Annotated in this window: 18 protein-coding genes and 1 pseudogene; 8 read left to right on the forward strand and 11 right to left on the reverse strand. The window is 72.5% G+C overall.

Going from position 1 to position 18,250, the window contains the following annotated elements:
- Positions 1 to 319: 319 nt before the first annotated feature.
- Complete coding sequence (locus AB0C73_RS23180) at positions 320 to 1,006, forward strand: NAD(P)-binding domain-containing protein (protein ID WP_362533200.1); 687 nt, start codon at positions 320 to 322, stop codon at positions 1,004 to 1,006.
- 61 nt (positions 1,007 to 1,067) lie between these two features.
- Here the strand turns inward: AB0C73_RS23180 and AB0C73_RS23185 are convergent, their stop codons facing one another.
- Positions 1,068 to 1,646, reverse strand: coding sequence for a DUF5655 domain-containing protein (locus tag AB0C73_RS23185; protein WP_362533202.1), 579 nt, complete (start codon positions 1,644 to 1,646; stop codon positions 1,068 to 1,070).
- Positions 1,647 to 1,770: 124 nt separating this feature from the next.
- On the opposite strand from AB0C73_RS23185, the gene AB0C73_RS23190 reads away from it, so the two are divergent.
- Positions 1,771 to 2,373, forward strand: coding sequence for a TetR/AcrR family transcriptional regulator (locus AB0C73_RS23190; RefSeq protein ID WP_362533205.1), 603 nt, complete (start codon positions 1,771 to 1,773; stop codon positions 2,371 to 2,373).
- Positions 2,374 to 2,822: 449 nt separating this feature from the next.
- Here AB0C73_RS23190 and AB0C73_RS23195 read toward each other — a convergent pair whose 3' ends face one another.
- From AB0C73_RS23195 to AB0C73_RS23205, 3 genes are all read right to left on the reverse strand, one after another.
- Entirely contained in the window at positions 2,823 to 4,199 is a 1,377-nt protein-coding gene (locus tag AB0C73_RS23195) for a cytochrome P450 (protein WP_362533208.1), read from the reverse strand.
- 51 nt (positions 4,200 to 4,250) lie between these two features.
- Positions 4,251 to 4,412 (reverse strand): hypothetical protein, encoded by a 162-nt coding sequence (locus AB0C73_RS23200; protein WP_362533209.1) that lies wholly within the window; start codon positions 4,410 to 4,412, stop codon positions 4,251 to 4,253.
- A gap of 176 nt (positions 4,413 to 4,588) precedes the next feature.
- The gene (locus AB0C73_RS23205; RefSeq protein WP_362533212.1) at positions 4,589 to 5,323 is read right to left on the reverse strand and encodes a D-Ala-D-Ala carboxypeptidase family metallohydrolase; all 735 of its coding nucleotides are present in this window, start codon (positions 5,321 to 5,323) and stop codon (positions 4,589 to 4,591) included.
- Positions 5,324 to 5,866: 543 nt separating this feature from the next.
- On the opposite strand from AB0C73_RS23205, the pseudogene AB0C73_RS23210 reads away from it, so the two are divergent.
- A pseudogene (locus AB0C73_RS23210) lies at positions 5,867 to 6,226 on the forward strand (lipid-transfer protein); the annotation flags it as partial.
- Positions 6,227 to 6,811: 585 nt separating this feature from the next.
- Here AB0C73_RS23210 and AB0C73_RS23215 read toward each other — a convergent pair.
- The gene (locus tag AB0C73_RS23215) at positions 6,812 to 7,684 is read right to left on the reverse strand and encodes a winged helix-turn-helix transcriptional regulator (RefSeq protein WP_362533213.1); all 873 of its coding nucleotides are present in this window, start codon (positions 7,682 to 7,684) and stop codon (positions 6,812 to 6,814) included.
- Positions 7,685 to 7,857: 173 nt separating this feature from the next.
- Between AB0C73_RS23215 and AB0C73_RS23220 the strand changes: the two genes are divergently transcribed.
- On the forward strand, positions 7,858 to 8,895 hold the full coding sequence (locus tag AB0C73_RS23220) for an MFS transporter (RefSeq protein WP_362533314.1): 1,038 nt from the start codon (positions 7,858 to 7,860) through the stop codon (positions 8,893 to 8,895).
- A 161-nt stretch (positions 8,896 to 9,056) separates the two neighbouring features.
- On the opposite strand, the gene AB0C73_RS23225 is transcribed toward AB0C73_RS23220, so the two are convergent.
- The gene (locus tag AB0C73_RS23225; RefSeq protein ID WP_362533215.1) at positions 9,057 to 10,184 is read right to left on the reverse strand and encodes a GNAT family N-acetyltransferase; all 1,128 of its coding nucleotides are present in this window, start codon (positions 10,182 to 10,184) and stop codon (positions 9,057 to 9,059) included.
- A 9-nt stretch (positions 10,185 to 10,193) separates the two neighbouring features.
- A complete protein-coding gene (locus tag AB0C73_RS23230; protein ID WP_362533326.1) occupies positions 10,194 to 10,430 on the reverse strand; it encodes a hypothetical protein in 237 nt (78 codons plus the stop codon).
- A gap of 383 nt (positions 10,431 to 10,813) precedes the next feature.
- Between AB0C73_RS23230 and AB0C73_RS23235 the strand changes: the two genes are divergently transcribed.
- Positions 10,814 to 11,530 (forward strand): flavodoxin family protein, encoded by a 717-nt coding sequence (locus AB0C73_RS23235; protein WP_362533218.1) that lies wholly within the window; start codon positions 10,814 to 10,816, stop codon positions 11,528 to 11,530.
- Between the two features lie 252 nt (positions 11,531 to 11,782).
- Entirely contained in the window at positions 11,783 to 12,064 is a 282-nt protein-coding gene (locus tag AB0C73_RS23240; RefSeq protein WP_362533221.1) for a hypothetical protein, read from the forward strand.
- A gap of 78 nt (positions 12,065 to 12,142) precedes the next feature.
- On the opposite strand, the gene AB0C73_RS23245 is transcribed toward AB0C73_RS23240, so the two are convergent.
- Both AB0C73_RS23245 and AB0C73_RS23250 read right to left on the reverse strand, forming a co-directional pair.
- Positions 12,143 to 12,868, reverse strand: coding sequence for a dienelactone hydrolase family protein (locus AB0C73_RS23245; protein ID WP_362533224.1), 726 nt, complete (start codon positions 12,866 to 12,868; stop codon positions 12,143 to 12,145).
- A 139-nt stretch (positions 12,869 to 13,007) separates the two neighbouring features.
- Positions 13,008 to 13,703, reverse strand: coding sequence for a GntR family transcriptional regulator (locus tag AB0C73_RS23250; protein ID WP_362533227.1), 696 nt, complete (start codon positions 13,701 to 13,703; stop codon positions 13,008 to 13,010).
- Positions 13,704 to 13,928: 225 nt separating this feature from the next.
- Between AB0C73_RS23250 and AB0C73_RS23255 the strand changes: the two genes are divergently transcribed.
- Both AB0C73_RS23255 and AB0C73_RS23260 read left to right on the forward strand, forming a co-directional pair.
- Positions 13,929 to 15,230 carry a VWA domain-containing protein gene (locus AB0C73_RS23255; RefSeq protein ID WP_362533230.1) on the forward strand — a complete coding sequence of 434 codons (1,302 nt, stop codon included), beginning with the start codon at positions 13,929 to 13,931 and terminating at the stop codon, positions 15,228 to 15,230.
- A 38-nt stretch (positions 15,231 to 15,268) separates the two neighbouring features.
- Positions 15,269 to 16,072, forward strand: a complete 804-nt coding sequence (locus tag AB0C73_RS23260; RefSeq protein WP_362533233.1) for a hypothetical protein — start codon at positions 15,269 to 15,271, stop codon at positions 16,070 to 16,072.
- Between the two features lie 135 nt (positions 16,073 to 16,207).
- Here AB0C73_RS23260 and AB0C73_RS23265 read toward each other — a convergent pair whose 3' ends face one another.
- Positions 16,208 to 16,897 (reverse strand): response regulator transcription factor, encoded by a 690-nt coding sequence (locus AB0C73_RS23265; RefSeq protein WP_362533236.1) that lies wholly within the window; start codon positions 16,895 to 16,897, stop codon positions 16,208 to 16,210.
- On the reverse strand, positions 16,894 to 18,249 hold the full coding sequence (locus AB0C73_RS23270) for a sensor histidine kinase (RefSeq protein WP_362533238.1): 1,356 nt from the start codon (positions 18,247 to 18,249) through the stop codon (positions 16,894 to 16,896). Before AB0C73_RS23270 ends, AB0C73_RS23265 begins: the two co-directional genes overlap by 4 nt.
- Position 18,250 lies beyond the last annotated feature (1 nt).

Consider the following 18,250-nt stretch of genomic DNA (forward strand, 5'->3'; position numbering starts at 1 on the left):
CCCGCGCCGCACCGGTCCGTCCACCGGTGCGGCGCGGTGCCATGACCGGCGGCGCGGCCCTCGGGGCCGAGCAGAGCCATGCCGCCGGCCGTGGTGAGGGACTCGGCGATGTCGTTCAGTCGACCGGCGAGATCTGCGCGCACGTTCCCGCTCTCCACCGGGCCGGAGCAGGGACGCAGGGTCTTCAGGGCGGCCGCGGCGAGCAGTGTCAGCGCCGCACCAGCATAGGCCTTGCAATACCGAACCACTCGGTTTAGATTTCGAAGGAAGCGAGACACCCCTGTCATGACGTCTCACCACACCCGGAAGGCCCCTCCCCATGCGTTACGCAGTTCTCGGCACCGGCACCGTCGGCCGGACGATCGCCGCCAAGCTGGCCTCCGTCGGCCACGAGGTCGTCATCGGCACCCGCGACCCCAAGGCCACCCTGGTCCGCACCGAGCCCGACGGCTACGGCAACCCGCCGTTCGCCCAGTGGCTCGCCGACCACGAGCAGATCCGTCCGGAGTCGTTCGCCGACGCGGCGGCCTGGGGAGAGACGGTCGTCAACACCACCTCCGGCGCCGTCAGCCTGCAGGCTCTGGAAGCGGCGGGCGCCGCGAACCTGGCGGGGAAGGTGCTGATCGACATCGCCAACCCGCTGGACTTCTCCCAGGGCATGCCCCCGTCGCTGAACCCGGTCAACACCGACAGCCTCGGCGAGCAGATCCAGCGCGCCTTCCCGGAGGCCAGGGTCGTCAAGACCCTCAACACCATGAACAGCCAGATCATGGTCGAGCCGTCGCGCGTCGCGGGCGAGCACACCGTGTTCGTCTCCGGTGACGACGCCGGCGCCAAGCAGGCCGTCACCGACCTGCTTGTCTCCTTCGGCTGGCCGGAGAGCAACGTCCTCGACCTCGGCGACATCAGCACCGCCCGCGGCACCGAGATGCTGCTGCCGATCTGGCTGCGCCTGTGGGGCGCACTGGGCCATGCCGACTTCAACTTCCACATCGCCGGAGCCTGACCCTGGCCTGACCCTGGCCGGACGCTCCGGCGGCACCCGCGTCCCCGGGAGTTCGGGCCTGTCAGGAGTTGGCGTCGTAGGCCCGCAGCAGCAGGCCGGCGAACTCGTCGTCGACCTCACCGATCCCCGCCAGGGGCACCCGTACCGCCATCTCGTCCCCGAGCCCCTTCGCCACCAGCAGCCGCCCGCCGGGCTCGACACCCGGCAATCGCAGTCCCACGTCCACGCGTGTACGCGTAGTGGGCCGCACCCGGGCGAAGGTGCGCCGCGGTCCGACCAGCGCCACAAAGGTCTTACGCGTCTGCACGGTCACCTCCGGCAGCTCGGCAGCCCGCAGCAGCACCGCGTCGAGCACCGGCCGCAGCGCGCGGCGGTCCGCGTACTGCCCGGCGATCAGGTCGTCCGCGCTCTGCAGCAGGAACGCCGGATACCCGAAGGTCTCATGCACCAGCAGCAACTGCGCGTACCCGCGTACGCCCTGCCCGTCCAGCCAGTCCCGCAGCGCCCGCTCGGTCCCCGGGCCCTGTTCGCGCACCCGCTCGGTCCACGCCTCGAGCGACTGCCCGGTCGCGCGTTCCAGCAGCCCGATCTGCCACGTGCGCATCTCCTGCCACGACCTGACCTCGGGTGTTCGAGCCATGAGACCAGGCTAGGGGATGTCCTGGGCGGGAACGGCCGAGCGCGGACAGGTCCTGGCTGCCGTCCGCCGCGCCGTCGATATCCGCACCGAACCGCTCGGTGCGGATATCACCTATCCTGGCCCCATGGGTGAGTCGGGTGACACGGGGACCAGAAGTGCCGGACGGCCGCGATCGGCCGAGAAGGACGCCGCCATTCTCCAGGCCGCGCTGGAGCTGCTGGCCTCCCACGGCTACACCCGGATGAGCCTGAGCCAGGTCGCCGCCGCCGCGCAGGTCAGCAAGTCCACCATCCACCTGCGGTGGAAGACCAAGGCCGACCTTCTCACCGCGGCCCTCGCGGCCCTGCGCATGGCCGACGCGCCGCCGGCGAGCGGGAACACCCGAGCCGACCTGATCGCCATCCTCGACGACTTCGCGGCCACCGTGGAGCGCGTGCGCGGCATGGCCCTGATCGGCACCTGCCTCGCCGAGGAAGCCCACACCCCCGAACTCCTCGCCCTCCTGCGCGAACGCACCGTGCTCCCCCGCCGTGGGCTGCTGCACGAGGTCCTCCGACAGGCCCGCGACCGCGGCGAGATCCGGCCCGATGCCGACCTCGAAGCGGCCGTCTCCGCACTCCTCGGCCCCTGCTACGCCGACTACATGGCCGGCCGCAGCGGCCACCCCGGCTGGGCCGAAGCCGCCGTCGACCTCGTGCTGACCGGCCTGCGCCCGGCGGCCGGCTAGGGCCGGTCCAGCGGGTCGGGGTCGGACCGGGCCGTGGCCTTCTCCGTCGTGGCGGGTGCCTTACCGCCGCCCGGTGTGTGCGGCCGGGCCCGGCCGCGCCTGCACCCCTGCCGTCCGCGTGGCCTCGGGCAGCCCGTCATGTACCTTGGCGCCGCTCGGCGCCGGCAGGCGTTCCGCCGGAGATGCGGTCGGGGTGTGGTGCCTCACTCAGGAACGGACGGTGTCCGGTGTCGCTGCCTGCCCCGCCCAGACGGTCTTCCCGGTCGGTGTGCAGCGGGTGCCCCCGGTCTTCTCCGTCTGCTGCGTGAGGTGCCCGGACAGGCCCGCGACCGTGGGCCACACGGCCGGACGCGGTGGCCGCCCGGAGCGGGCCGGGCCAGGCGCTCGAGGTGCGTACATCGTGGCGACCACGACCACCCCGGCCCCGACCGTGGTGCCGAGGGCCGTGATCAGGCAGGACCGGGATGCACGTCAGAGGCCCTCACCGTCACTCGCAGAGGTGCCCGGAACGACAGCAGCCCGAGCAGCGGTGGCCCCGCTTCTTCCTCCGTCGACCGCGCCGCCGGAAGCGCGCGGGCCGCGGCCCGCAGCGCCACCGCCGCCTCCGTACGCGCCAGCGACGCGCCCGGGCAGCGGTGACGGCCCACGCCGAAGGCCAGGTGGTGGCGGATGTTCGTCCGGTGCGGGCACATCCGCTCCGGGGCGTCGAACACCTCCGGATCCGAGCCGCTGCCCATGAGCATCAGCAGCAACTGGGCGCCTTCGGGAAGATCCACGCCGGCCAGCTCCACCGGTCGCGCCGTGATCCGACGCCACGTGGTCACCGGCGGTTCGCGCCGCAGCACCTCCTCCACCCACGCCTCGCCCACGCCGGCCTCGTGTGCCGCGCGCGCCCACAGTCCGGGCTCGGCGAGCGCCCGGCGCAGCACGGTGGCGATGAGCAGTCCGGTGGTGGACTGCCCGGCGACGAAGACGAAGAAGCACGCGGCGACCGCGGTCTCGGGGTCCAGCGGTTTCCCGTCGGGCAGACGGTGCCGGGCGAGCGCTCCGATGAACGAGTCGGGGTCTGCCCGACCGCTGCGTACGGTCGCGCCGAGCCACTGATGGAACTCGCCGACCAGCTCGGCCAGGTGCAGCTGACGCTGCGGTGAGGGCCTGCCCCAGAACAGTTCCAGTGAGGCGTCGCTCCAGCCGATCAGCGTGGCCGGGTCGACGTCCTCGATGCCGAGGAGTTCCATCAGCACCCGGCAAGGAAGGACCTGGGCGAAGGAGGCGAACAGGTCGCACGTGCCGTCGGCGTCGATCCCGTACCGCGCCGCGCCGAGCAGCTCGCCGGCGATGCGCTCGATCGCGGGGACGGCCGCCGCCACGCGCCGGGCGTGGAAGAAGCGGGTGACCAGGCGGCGCAGACCGGGGTGGCTGTCGGTGCCGTTGTCGGCGAGCGCGGGCGGGAGCCGGAAGCCCGCCCGGGCGAGCACCCGCAGCACGGGCACGGGCAGCGGGGTGACCGCGCGCTGGGCGTTGTGCGGGTGGAAGGCGTCCGGGTCGAGCAGCACCTGGCGGATGTCCTGGTGGCGGCTGACCAGCCACAGTCCGGTCCCGGCGTCGTAGTGCACGGGCGCCTGTGCGCGCAGCAGGTCGAGCCAGGGATAGGGGTCGCCGACGAAGTCGTCCCCGAACAGGTCCAGGAGGCCGAGGGGGTCGCGCGGCGGGTCACCGAGGGGGTCGCCGGCGTGGGGCGGTACGGGCCGCGCCGCCGGATCGGGCGGGCTTGCGGTACCTGCCCCGCTACCAGGTGTGGGTGTGTCCAGAGCCGGATTGATCACGGCGGAAGCTAACACGTCACCGCCCCGGCGGGGTTCGTCATGTGGGCGGCATCACTCGCAGGCGGTCCCGCCCTTGATGAGGCGCCACAGTGAAGGCAGCAGGGCATCGAGGGGCTGTCCGGTCCGGAAGGCGACGAGCGTGGTGCCGGCGTCGTCGGCCTTCCCGCGCAGCGGAGGCGTCGCGAAGAGGAAGAGGGCGAGCACCTCGTGCATGGCCTGGACGCGACTGTGGGGGCGGTGGCTCGGCCGTGCCGGGTCCGCGCGGTCGCCGCGGTCGCCGCGGTCGCGTGGCGTGCGGAGCGGGGCCGGCCGCGCGCTGTGGGGGCGGTGCGGGCCCTCCCCCGGCACCGCCCCGGGGGAGGGGGACTGCTGCGTGTCGTACTCGCCGTTCAGACGCCGCAGTTGGGCGCGGACCAGGAGCGGCTGGTGCGTCCGTCCACGTGGGTGTGGTCGTTGTGGTCGGGGTAGCCGGGGCCGAAGATCCCGCCGAAGCCGTGGTAGCGGGCCCGCTGCGCCAGCGTGCACAGCGACGGGCTGCCGGTCAGGTCGGCGGCGTCACCGTAAAGGTGCCGGCTATTGGAGGCGCCGCCCACCGCGCTGTTGCAGGCGTACGAGCGGAATCCGCTGGACACGGTGATCGGCACGTCGCCCAGGGCGTGCCGCATGGCCTCCAGCTTCCACATCGTGCGCAGGCCGTTGGACTTGGCCGTCGCGGCACTGACCGCGCCACCGGACCAGTCCGAGTTGCATTTGTTCAGCTCGGCGTAGGCGAAGTGGATGGGCGTGCAGTCCGGGTCCTGCAGGGCGTAGATCTTGCTGAACGTCTGGGAACCCGCGACGCCGTCCGCGGACAGCCCGTACGCCTGCTGGAATCGGGTCACCGCGGCCTTCGTGGCCGGGCCGAAAGCACCGTCGATGGCCATGACCTCGCCGTACGCCGCATGCCCGGCCACCCGGATCTGCAGCTGCGTCACGTCGGAGCCCGACATTCCCTCGGACAGGGTGCGGCTCCAGGTGTAGCACTCGTCGGCCTGGGCCGGTCCGGCCGTGGCCAGCATCCCGCCCATCGTGGCGGCCATGACCATGACAAGCGAGAGGAAGAGTTGGATCACGCGCCGTGGCATCACATCTCCGTCCGGATTCCTGATCCCCACCAGGGGGCTGAGGAGAGTGTGGCGTCCGACAGCGGGCTGCGTCCACACCGTCACCATCTGCCACAGGACCAGACCTTCGGCGCAACTGTCCTACAAGCAACGGTCGTTGGAGCGCCTGATGCCACACGGCGTGAACGTCGCTTTCGCGAAACCGCCCCTCGTCACCCTCACCACGGTCTGCGGAGAGCCGGTCACGCCCTCCGGCGGATCCAGCGCGAGCCGGTACACATGGCGGGCACCGACGCGGAGCTGCGCCATCCACGATCTGACGGACTTCAGGGGCGAACGTCGCCGGATGCGCCACGAGAAGGTGTCGGCATGGTGCCGTTCACCAAGCCCGGCGCGAGCGAGCCGTACGACGTCATGGGGCCGCCGAGTGCGTGCTCGCGCTGGGCTTCGGGCCCTGCCCCTCGTATGGGGTGACCGGCCCAATCCGCTGAACCGCTCCCTCGACACGATGGAGGCGGTTCAGGGCCGCAACGAGCAGGCGCCGTGGGCGGCCCGGACCTCGCCCGGCGCCACGGGCTGCGCACCGTGCGGATCCGCGCGCAGGCGATGACCAGCGACACGACGAGCAGCTTTGACGGCGGGGACATGGTGAAGCTGGTCGGCTACGACATGAGCCGGGCCGCGGCACAGAAGGTGTACGAGTCGGCGGGCGTCGGCCCGGAGGACATCCGCGCCGTCGAGCTGCACGACTGCTTCACGGCCAACGAGCTCATCACGTACGAGGCCCTGGGACTGACCCCGGAGGGCACGGCGGAGAAGTTCGTCATGGACGGCGACAACACCTATGGCGGCCGTGTGGTCACCGACCCCTCCGGCGGACTGCTGTCCAAGGGGCACCCGCTGGGCGCCACCGGCCTCATCCAGAAGACCTCGGACGAGCAGTGGGACGCCATCCTCGACGTCCACCTCAAGGCCCCGTTCCGGATTCCGCGCGCCGCCCAGCCGTTGACCTTCCCGGACCGCAACGCCTACCACACCCTGTTCCGGGAGCACCCGTCCCTCGCCGCCCACTGGGGCCCGTACGTCCAGGCGTACGTGGACCGCGATCTGGTCGGCGAGCCCCCCGCGATGCGCAGCAGCTGCGTCCTGGACGCGATCCGGGCCGACGACGCCGGCCCTCTCGGCGACCCCGAGGCGCTCGCCGCCATCCACCAGCCGCAGGTACGCGGGACCCTGCTGTGGGCGGAGCGCGGAGTGATGAACGAGCCCCAGGGCCTGTACGACGAGGGCCGCCTGGCCGCGGGCGACCTCGCCCCGGACCGGATCGCCACCCGCCGGAGCGACGACACCAACCACTACACGATCGCCCTCGCGGACAACGCGACGACGGCGATCGCAGAGGCGGTGCACGCGGAACTCAAGCAGATGTAGCCCGCGCTCCCGGACCATCGCCGAGGACCCGCACAGGTGCCACCGTGTCGGCCAGTACTCCAGCCGCCCGGCGCCGCCTCAGCCCCGTGCGAGGGTCAGGGCCTCGGCGACCGCTGCCGGGATGTCGGTGACCGGGAAGCGGGCGTGGCGGATCGTGCGGTCGCGGTCCACCACGAGGACGGCGCGCTTGAGGCGCAGGGCCTGGCCGGCGCGGAAGACGGGCAGGCGCAGGGCCGCGGACAGGCGCAGGTCGACGTCGGAGAGGAGGGTGAAGGGGAGGCCCTCCTCGACGGCGAACACGCGCTGTTCGTCGGGGCGTTGGGTGCTCACGCCGCGCACCTCGGCACCGGCCGCGCGGAACGCGTCGTAGGCGTCGCGGAAGAGGCGGTTCTCCAGGGTGCAGCCGACCGTGCCGGGGATGTCGGCCCAGCCGTCCGGGAGGGGGCTGGGGCGGCCGGTCGCGGGGTAGCAGAACAGGACGGTGGCCTTGGCGCCGGGTGCGACCGGGTCGAGGAGTTCGCCGTCGCGGTGGCCGGGCAGTTCGAGGCGGGGCAGCCGCCCCCCCGTCAGGGCCGCGACCCGCCGCGCCTGTTCGCTCTCCTCGTCGGCGGTGCCGCTGAGCGAGCCGTCGCCGAAGACCCAGCGGTCGGCCCAGTCCTGCATCGACAGCAGTACGGGGAGCAGCCCGCGCCCGCTGTCGGTGAGCCGGTACTCGTAGCGGACGGGGCCGCTCTGGTACGGGACCTTCTCCAGGACCTCGGCGTCGACGAGGTGTGCGAGGCGCTCGGCGAGGACCTTACGGGAGATGCCCAACTCCTGCTGGAGCGCGTCGAAGCGGAGGTGTCCGCGCGCGGTCTCGCGGATCAGGAGCAGGCTCCACCAGTCGCCGACGACGGCGGCCGCCTGCGCGATCGCGCAGGCGGCGTCCCGCTCGGGCACCGACCTGACCATGGCTGCCCGCCTTCCTGTCGCCTCGCGTGGCCCACTCGTCGGAAACCATCTTGCGCCATCGAGTGAGTTCCCGATAGGAACTTACAGGAGAGCGGGTTCCCAATGGGAACTCACTCGTCTGCCCCTTCGAAGCCGCGCTGCTCGCCGCCGCCGGGCAGGTCTCCTGGCTGCTGCTGAGCCTCCCTGCCGGCGTCGTCGCCCAGCGCGTCCCGCTGCGCCGGCTCCAGGTCTCCCTCGACCTCGTACGGTTCGCGGCGCTCGGCTCGCTGCCGCTCGCCTGGGCGCTGGTCCGGCTGACCTACCCGCATCTGCTGTTCGCGGCGCTGGTCACCGGCGCGGCGACCGTGCTGTTCGACATCGGCAACTCGACGTTCCTGCCCGCGGTCGTACCGGCCGAGCAACTCGCCGCGCGCAACAGCCTGATGTCCGGCACCCACGCCGTCACCGACACCGGCGGCCCGTCCATCGGCGGCCTCCTCGTCCAGGTCACAGGCCCGGTCGGCGCGCTCGTCGTGGACGCGGGAAGCTACCTGGCCTCCGCCGTGCTGCTGCGCACCCTGCCCGAACGGCGCCCGGTCGCGCCGCCGCCCGGCGCGAGCGCGCTGCGGCTGATGCGCGAGGGACTCCAGTACGTGCTGCGGCACCCCGTGATGGGACCCTGCATGTTCTGGGCGACGGCCGCGAACTTCCTCAACGCGGCACTGCTCGCCCTCACCCCGCTCTACCTCGTGCGCGAGGCCGGACTGAACTCCGCGCAGCTCGGCCTGGTGCTCGCGATGGACGGGGTCGGGGCACTCGCCGGCGCCGCGGTCGCGGTCCGCGTCACCGGGCGCCTGGGCACCGCGTACGGGATCATCGCGGCCGACCTGGCGGGCGGCGCCCTGCTGCTGCTCGCCCCGCTGACCACATCGGCGTCGAACGCCTACTGGTTCGGACTCGCCCTGGCCGGGTTCTCCTTCGGCAGCGCGATCGGCTCGATCACCACCCGCACCTACCGCCAGACCCAGTCGCCGCCCGAGCTGCTCTCCCGGGTCATGGCCACGGTCCGCTTCGTCTCCTGGGGCGCACTGCCGCTCGGCGCCCTCACCGCGGGTCTGCTCGCGACCCTCGCGGGCACCCACGCGGCCCTGTGGGCGGTCTGCGCGGCGGCCCTGCTGCCCGGCCTCTACCTCTTCGCCACCCCGGTCGGCCGCAGCCGGAACCTCATCTGAAGGGGTGACGACGCCCAGAACGCGAGGTGGCCGACGGCGCCCGTCATGAGACGTACCCCGCTCCGGGGACGTATCCCGCTCCGGGCAGGACACCGGTGCCGCATCAGACAATGTTCGCCCGCTCGACCACGCCTGTCACGCTGCCGTGGTCGAGCGGGGACCTAATAGCGGTCCAGGCGGTGCGCGTACGGCGTCGGCAGGGACGGTGTGCCACCTCCTGGGAACCAAGCCGCGCACAGGTCCCCGTACCGCTCGGGGATCGACACGCCGTGCGCGTACGCGTCATCGGTCGACCAGTGGCCGAGAAGCAACCGGATGAGCACCTTGTCATCGGGGAGCAGGTCTCCGCGCCGCAGCGCGTCGGACGCTGTTTCGTAGAGCTCGTCCGAGTGACGTCCGGCGGCCCGGCGCCGCAGCTCGGGTTCGAGCTTCCGGAGCAGAGCCCGGCGGTTCAGGATCGCGGCCATCATCCCGCCGCTCTGCGGAAATCTCTGCCGGTAGGTGCAGCCCATGTGGCGTGCCACTCGACCGGCGAGGCTGTCGGCCGGCTCCCGCACCGTGAATGCGCCGAGCCGTCTTTGCCAGCAGATTCGGGCGACCGCCACGAGGAGCAGGCGTGCCGCGGCAGCGTCCTTCGCCACCAGTTCGTCCACGGTCAGCGAACCGACGGGGTCGCCGAAGGGTCGGCCCTCCAGCACGGCATAGCCGACGGGAGCACTGCCGGTCCGCAGGACCAGGGTCTGCGATCCGGGCTTCCACGTGGCCTGGGGAATGAGCCGGTTCCAGCCGGAGTGCCGTTCATGGGTCCAGGGCCGCATGGCATGCGCGGTGTTGTAGAGACGGATCATCGCCGGAAGATCGGCCGACGAACCGTCGTGGACGCCCGGGACGGCCGTCCCCAGACAGTCTCCTGCCGCGCGTTCGACGTTGCGTACGGGGACGAGCAGGTGGCCTTCGGCGACAGCGCCGACGAACCCGAACTTCTCGTACACGCCCTCGATGCCGTCGGAGACGAAGGCGACGTCCGCCCTCTGCGCCATGCCGACCAGCGCCTGGCGCAGAAGCCGGCTCATGTGGCCCTGGCGCCGGAACTCCGGCTGAGTCTCCACGCCACCGATCCCTTCCGCGGCAACGGCCACCGCACCGAATCGCTGCCGGAAGGAGAGCGCCTCCAGCTCGGCTACCGGTTCGCCTCCGTCGGTCCGCAACCGGCAGTAGCGCACCCGCAGACTGCGCACTTCCTGATCCCCGACCTCGCTGTAGCCGACCGCCGGCTCATGCTCTGACACGGAGGCTCCTCAGTCACCCGGCCGCACGGCAGTGCCGTTGCCGTTGCCGTTGCCGTCGCCGTCGCCGTTGCCGTTGCCGTTCCCGGACAGCCAGTCGGTGGCGTCCACCACCTCGCGCGAGATGTCGCCTTCGATCACACAGTGCGGGATCGTCGCGGCGCGCAGCCGCGCGGAGACCTCCCACCCCACCGTCGTCCTGCCGACACCGGCGCGCCCGCCGATGAGCAACACCTCTGCCCGGTTCATGCCCGCACACTGCCCACGCGACTGCCCCAGCACGCCCACGAGATCGTTCCGCCGGAACAGGCGCTACGAGCCTTCAGCTGGAGCGCCGGTACCTCCGGCGCGTCCTGGCGGGCGCCGTCGTACCCCTTCACCGAAACGCGGAAGTCACGTTGGCGGTCTCATGGGTGAACTGCCGGCTGATGCGGGGACACATGTCATCGGTGAGGGCCACGCGGGTGATCGGCGGCCGACTTCGCTGCCGTTGGCGCGGCGTTCGGTCATTCCGCTCAACGAGGCGAGACAGTAGACGGGATTTTCGGCCGGACCAACCCGGGGCCCCATCGACGTCGGCACCCGGGTGCTGCGCCGCCCGACCACCCACTCGTCCGCAAGGGGACGCATCGATGACCGACGCCGGCTCGTCCTACCGTGATCTCCGCGCCCTGGTGATCAATTGCACCCTCAAACGGTCGCCGGAGCGCAGCCACACCCAGGGGCTGATCGACATCAGCACCGGGATCATGGAGCGCCAGGGTGTGGAGGTCGAGGTGCTGCGGGCGGTGGATCTCGACATCGCGACCGGGGTGTGGCCGGACATGACCGAGCACGGGTGGGAGACCGACGAGTGGCCCGTCATCTACTCGAAGGTGATGGCCGCGGACATCCTCACCCTGGCTGGACCTGTATGGCTGGGAGACAACTCCTCGGTCATGAAGAAGGTGATCGAGCGCCTGTACGCCTGCTCGTCGATCCTCAACGATCGTGGCCAGTACGCGTATTACGGGCGGGTCGGCGGCTGTCTGATCACCGGCAACGAGGACGGCGCCAAGCACTGCGCGATGAACGTCATCTACAGCCTCCAGCACCTCGGATACGTCATCCCGCCGCAGGCCGACGCGGGCTGGGTCGGCCCGGCCGGCCCGGGACCGTCCTACCTCGACCCCGGTTCCGGCGGGCCGGAGAACGACTTCACCAACCGCAACACCACCTTCATGACTTGGAACCAGCTCCACCTGGCCCGCATGCTCAAGGACGCCGGCGGCATCCCCGCCCACGGAAACCAGCGTTCCGAGTGGGACGCCGGCTGCCGCTTCGACTTCGAGAACCCCGAGCACCGTTGAGCGATGAGCGCGGGCGGCTTGGGGTAAGCCGATCGGTGACGCGGTCCGAGCTGCGGTGCGGCAGCTGTCCGTAGCTGGACCGGTGGCGCGTAGTCGGCGGCGAGGCCTGCCAGTCCGCTGTCGTAGCCCTGTCCGACTGCGCGTGCTTTCCAGCCCGATCCGTGGGGGTGTGTCCCCGGTGCCGGTGCAGTTCGACGCCGCGTTCCCCCCGCTGAGCGGAACCCACGGCCCGCCCCGGGCGTCCCTCCTGACATGCGATCCGCGCGCCCCACTCCCGAACAGCTGGAACGTAACTTCGTCCGCTGCCTCGCCGGAGCCCTCAACGGGCAAGGCGTTCGCAGCGGCTCGGGGTTGGACTCCCCCACCGAGGACGCCTTGTGGGCGATCGCCTCGGCCCACCCCGAGGTCCCGCTCGACCTCGTGGACGCCGCTCGGGCGGCCTTCGCCGGCCAGCTCGACGGAAGCAACGCACGCCACTGGCACGAGGACCTCGCCCGCGGATTCGCCGAACGCCGGGCATCCGAGCAGCCCTGAGCTTCGAGGCGCGAAACGCCTCGTCGACAGCCACCCGCGAGCTGTCAGTGCCTGTGAACAAACCCCAGTCTGCCCGGATCACTCCGTTATGGGCAGGCACTCGGCGAGCAGGTCGACGACGTCCTTCCACGCTCGCTGCGCGTGCTGAGGGTGATAACCGACCCCGGGAAGCACGATGTGGTCGACCGGTGGGTGATGGAAGGCGTGCAGGGCGCCGCCGTAGACCACGAGGCGCCAGTCGACGCCCGCAGCCTGCATCTCGGCTGTGAATGCCTCTCGTTGCGCGGGCGGCATGATCGGGTCTTCCGACCCGACCCCGGCCCACACCGGGCAGTGAATGCGCGCCGTCTCGCCTGGTCGGCCCGTGGTCAGTCCGTTGACTGTCGCGATCGCGCGCAGGTCGACGCCGTCGCGCCCGAGTTCCAGCGCGATGGCGCCTCCGGTGCCGTAGCCGACGGCGGCGATCCGGTCCGGGTCGGTCCGCGGCTCGGCGCGGAGCACGTCGAGCGCCGCGTGGCCGATGCCTCGCATCCGGTCGGGGTCGGCGAGCAGCGGCAGGCAACGGGCCAACATCTCCTCGGGATCGCCCAGATAGCGTCCACCGTGGAGGTCGAAGGCCAGCGCCACGTATCCCAGCTCGGCGAGTGCATCGGCCCGGCAGCGCTCGACGTCGCTGAGCCCCACCCCCTCGGGCCCGACCAGGACCGCGGGCCGGCGGTCGACACCGGCCGGGAGCGCGAGGTGCCCGGTCATCGTCAGGCCGTCGGCCGCGTATTCGATCGTGCGCGTTGTGACTGTCGTCATGAGCCTGGACTGTAGTGATCGTCGAGCCCGGTCGGGCCGGTGTTCTGCCGCCGGCAGAAGGCAGGTCTCTGACGTATTCCGGAACCACCCCGTCAGGGGTTCGGCTCAGAGGTCCGCCTTGTCAGCTCGGTCAGCTCGGTCAGTCGTCCGCGAGTGCCTCGAAGTGGTCCTCGAACAGCAGCCGCAGCGCCACCTCCCGGTAGTACCGCACATGGTGCAGGGCGAGGTCGGCGGCCGCGTCGGCGTCGCCCGCGCCGATCGCCTCGTACAGATGCCGGTGCTCCTCCCACAGCGGGCCGGGCTCGTCGATCTGCTGGAACAGCCAGCGCAGCCGGCCCTCCAGGGATTCGAGGGAGGTGACGAGGAGTTCGTTGCGCGACATGCGCACGATGTGGGCGTGGAAGGCGGCGTTGGCGCGGGAGAGGCGTTCGGGGCGGTCGGCCTCGGTGGCGGCGCGGGCCTCCATGAGGAACCGTGCGAGGGTGTCGAGGTCGGCCTGCGTCCGGCGCTCCGCGGCGCGGCGCACGGCTAGCACCTCCAGGGCCTCGCGCATGTCGAAGAGGTTCTCGACGTCCTGGCGGCTCATCTCGCGGACGACGATACGGCGCTGGGAGACGGCCTGGAGGAAGCCCTCGCCGATGAGGATGCGGATGGCCTCGCGGACGGGGACCCGGGACACGCCGAAGTCCTCGGCGACATCGCGCTCGACCAGCCGGTCGCCCGGCTTGAGCCGGCCGGTGATGATGCGGTCGCGCAGCCCCTCGCAGACCTGGTCGCGGAGCCAGCCGCCTCCCCCGGCGGGTGCGCCGGAGTCGGCCTCCCGTGTCCCGGTCATCTGTCCCCTGCCCTCCCGGCGTCGGTCACCTCACGGTATGCCACCGGGCGGACGGAGCCGTTCCCGGGTGGCGGGGGCACGCGAGTCGCTTCCCCGCCCGCCCGTCCCGATCCGCGCTCCTGACCCATGCACCCTGACGGGCGTTCAAGACCCTTTCGGGACCCTTTCACCGGCGCTTCACCACCGCGTTTTGGTTCTTCGGACGATCGTCCCTACGATCCTCCGATGATCACGAGAAAACGGCCGGCGACCGGAGTCTGCGCGCTCCTCGCCGCCCTGACCGTCGGGCTCCTCACGGTCACCGCGCCCACCGCCGCCGCAGACGCGGGGCCGACCGCCGCGGACACCGTCAAGGAACCCCCCAAGGTCGAGCTGGTGCTCGACGTCAGCGGCTCGATGCGCGCCCGCGACATCGACGGGCAGTCCCGGATGGCCGCCGCGAAGCAGGCCTTCAACGAGGTCCTGGACGCGGTCCCGCAGGAAGTCCAGCTGGGCATACGCACCCTCGGCGCCGACTACCCGGGCCAGGACCGCCGGCGCGGCTGCAAGGACACCCGGGCGCTCTACCCGGTCGGCCCGCTCGACCGCACCGAGGCCAAGACCGCCGTCGCCACCCTCGCCCCCACCGGATGGACGCCCATCGGCCCGGCGCTGCTCGGCGCGGCCGACGACCTCAAGGGCGGCGAGGCGACCAAGCGGATCGTGCTCATCACGGACGGCGAGGACACCTGCGCCCCGCTCGACCCGTGCGAGGTGGCCCGTGACATCGCCGCCAAGGGCATCCACCTGGTCATCGACACCCTCGGTCTCGTCCCCGACCTCAAGACCCGGCGTCAGCTGATGTGCATCGCCGAGGCCACCGGCGGCACCTACACCTCGGTGCACCGCACCGAGGAGCTCTCCGGGCGCGTACGGCAGCTCGTCGACCGCGCGGCCGACCCGGTCGTGACGCCGGTCGCCACCAACGGCGCCGAGCGCTGCGCCGACGCGCCGGTCCTCAAGCCCGGCCTGTACACCGACCGGCAGAGCTTCGGCCGGCACCGCTGGTACCGGGTCGACGTGCTGCCCGGCCAGGAGCTGCGCGCCTCGGTCAGCGTCTCCGCCGACCGGGCCGTGAACAACGACTACGGCGTGCTGCTCCGGGCCGTCACCCTGCACGGACGGGAGATCGTCCGCGGCTCGGAGGCCGGCGACGGGCGCACCGACGTCATCTCCACCGGTCTGCGCTATCCGAAGGCCGAGGACGACGCCGCCATGGACGACGACACCAAGTCCGCGGCCGAGACCGTCTGCCTCCAGGTCAGCAACTCCTTCTCCGCTCCCCCGTCGGTGAAGACCACGCCGGGCATGCCGGTCGAGCTGGCGGTCGACGTGGTCGACGGCCCCCGTTCCGCCTCCGACGTCGCCGCCTTCGGCCTCGGCCGCGGCTGGTGGCTGCTCGGCGCCCTGGCCCTCGCCGGTTTCCTCGGCGGTCTGATCTGGGGCTGGCTGTCCCGCTGGCGCGTCGCTGTCTGGAGGACCCACTGATGCACCCGATGCACCCTCTGATGCGTACCGTACGCAGCATGCTCGCGGCCGTCGCGCTCGCCGGCGCCGCGCTGCTCGGCCCGGCCGCCGTGCCGGGTCTCGCCGACACCGCGACACCGACCGGGCCCACCCCGAGCGGCAGCGCGAGCGGCGAGGCCGCCGAGCAGGCCGGGCCGACCGAGGCCGGTACCTCCTTCCGTACCGCCGCGTTCTTCAAGCAGGGGCAGCAGGCCACCGCGCAGGCGTCCACGGGTGACTACCTGTACTGGGTGTTCCCCGCCGACACCGGCGAGCGGCCGACGGTCACCGCGACCGTGACGCTGCCGGAGGCCGCGCAGCGGCACGGCTCGTCGACCTGGCGGATCGACGTGTACGACGGGCTGCGCAGGCGTCAGCCGTGCATGTACGGGATGCAGTCCCGGGCGGCGGCCGAGGACGCCTCGACCGTGGAGCTGGCGTGCGTGCTGCGCCCGGTCCGGGCGGCGGCGGACACCTGGTCGAACGACCCGCTGCCGGGCAGCTACTTCGTCCGGCTCACCACGACGCGGCTGCCCGAGGAGGACTCCGGCCAGCCGTTCTCGGTCCGGGTCGGGGCGACCTCGCGCGACCTGGGCGGCACGTACGCCACGGACGGCGCGCTCGCCGTACCGCTGGTGCCCGGCGCGACGCAGCCGGAGGCGGTCGAGGCCCGTGCGCCGGAGGACGGCTGGTCCTCGGGCTGGTGGTCGGACCGCTGGCTGTGGACGGCGGCGGGCGGCGTGCTCGCCGCACTCGCCGGCATCGGCGGCTATGTCCTGACCCGCGGCTCGGGCCGCCCGTCCGGGGTCCCGCCGACCGCCTGACCGGCCCTTGGCCCGAAGCCTCAGCACCGGCCCTCTGCCGCCCTGACAGGGCGTGGCAGGGGGCCGGTGCCGTTCCGGGGGCCGGGGTCCAGGGTCCGGGGTCCAGGTCTGCGATCCGCGATCCGCGATCCGGTGTCAGCGCCCGCCGCCGGGGCGGACCAGGCCCGTCTCGTAGGCGTGGACGGCGGCCTGGGTGCGGTCGCGCAGGGACAGTTTGGTCAGGATGCGGCTCACATAGGTCTTCACGGTCTGCTCGGCGACCACCAGGCCGGCGGCTATCTCGGCGTTGGACAGGCCGTGCGCGATGAGCGTGAGCACCTCGGTCTCGCGCTCGGTCAGGGTGCCCACCCGGTCCATCAGCGGGGCGCGCGGGGCGGCGGCGCTGAGCCGCGAGAACTCGGCGATCAGGCGCTTGGTGACGTTCGGCGCGAGCAGCGCGTCGCCGTGGGCCACCACCCGTACCGCGTCGGCGAGTTCCTCCGCCGAGGCGTCCTTGAGGAGGAAACCGGCGGCGCCGGCGCGCAGCGCCTCGTACACGTACTCGTCGAGGTCGAAGGTGGTGAGGACGAGGACCTTGGCGGTCGCGTCGGCGGGGGCGGTGATCAGGCGGGTGGCCTCGATGCCGCCCATGCCGGGCATCCGGATGTCCATGAGGACGACGTCGGGGTCGAGTTCGGCGGCCCGCGCGACCGCGTCGGCGCCGTCGACGGCCTGGCCGACGACCTCGATACCGGGTTCGGCGTTCAGCAGGACCGTGAAGCCCTGCCGGACCATGACCTGGTCGTCGGCGATGAGCACCCTGATGTCGCCGTCGGCGTCGCTCATGAACCGTCCTTCGTGGAGAGAGGGTGGGAGAGAGGGGTGGAAAGCGGGGCGGAGAGGGGGGCCGGAAGGGGAGCGGGTAGCACCGCGGTGACCTCCCAGCCGCCGTCGGGGGCGGGTCCGGCGGCGAGTTCGCCGCCGAGCATGGCGGCGCGCTCGCGCATGCCGAGCAGTCCGTGGCCGGGTTCCGCGGCCGGCCCCGCGGCCGGTCCCGCCTGGGCGGGCACGACGGCGCGGCCGGGGGCCGTGTTGGTGATCCGTACGGTCAGTCCGTCGCGGTGGTAGCGGGTCTCCACGGTGGCGCGGGCACCGGGCGCGTGCCGCATCACGTTGCTCAGGGCCTCCTGGACGATGCGGTACGCCGAGAGTTCGGCCCCGGGCGACAGCGTGCGCCGCTCGCCGCTGGTCTCGGCGGTCACGTCGAGTCCGGCGGCCCGTACGTTGGCGAGGAGTTCGCCGAGCCGGTCGAGGGTGGGCTGCGGGGCATGCCGTACGCCGGCGGCGGCGTCGCCCTCCGTGCCGTCACCGCGCAGCACGCCGAGGACGCGCCGCAGTTCGGTGAGGGCGTCGACGGCGTTCTGCCGGATGCCGGCGAGGTTCTCGCGGAGCTCCGGGGACGGATCGACGACCAGGTGCGGGGCGACCTGGGCCTGGATGGAGATCACGGACATGTGGTGGGCGACGACGTCGTGCAGTTCGCGGGCGATCCGGCCGCGTTCCTCCAGGAGGGTGCGCCGGGCGCGTTCCTCGGCGGTGAGTTCCTCCTGCTCGACGAGGCGGCTGCGCGAGACGCGGGTGGCGCGCAGCGAGCAGCCGACGACGGTGGCGGCGGTGAAGAACGCGGCGCCGAGCCCGAGGCCGGGCGGGTGCGGCACGGGGGCGTGCGGCAGGAGCGCGCCGACGCCGGTGAGCAGGGTGAGGCCGAGGGCCGCGGCGGCGGCGACGGGCCGGACGCGCAGCGCGAGCAGCAGCAGGACCAGGGTGTGCAGGGCGATGGACGGGCCGCTCCAGGGCCACGGCACGGCGAAGACCGACTCGGTGACGGTGCCGAGGAGCCACAGGCTCGCGGTGGAGAGCCACCAGGCGGCGGCGGGCCGGCTGAGCGCGAGGACGGGGGCGCCGCCCAGGACGAGCAGGAGGAATTGGACGGCGCCCGGGGCGGGCTCCATGACCCTGGCGTAGGAGTTCAGGTTCCAGATGCCGACGAGGAGGCAGAAGAGCACGGCGTGGGCGTGCGGCAGCCAGCTGAGGTGACGGTGGCGGGGCAGCGGGTCGCGCCGCCCCGGCCGCAGATCGGCCCGCAGGATGCCGGGCACGGCGTCCAGGGCGCCCGCCCAGCGTGGTGTGTCCCCCACC

The sequence above is a fragment of the Streptomyces sp. NPDC048623 genome (assembly GCF_040650755.1).
Lineage (GTDB): Bacteria > Actinomycetota > Actinomycetes > Streptomycetales > Streptomycetaceae > Streptomyces.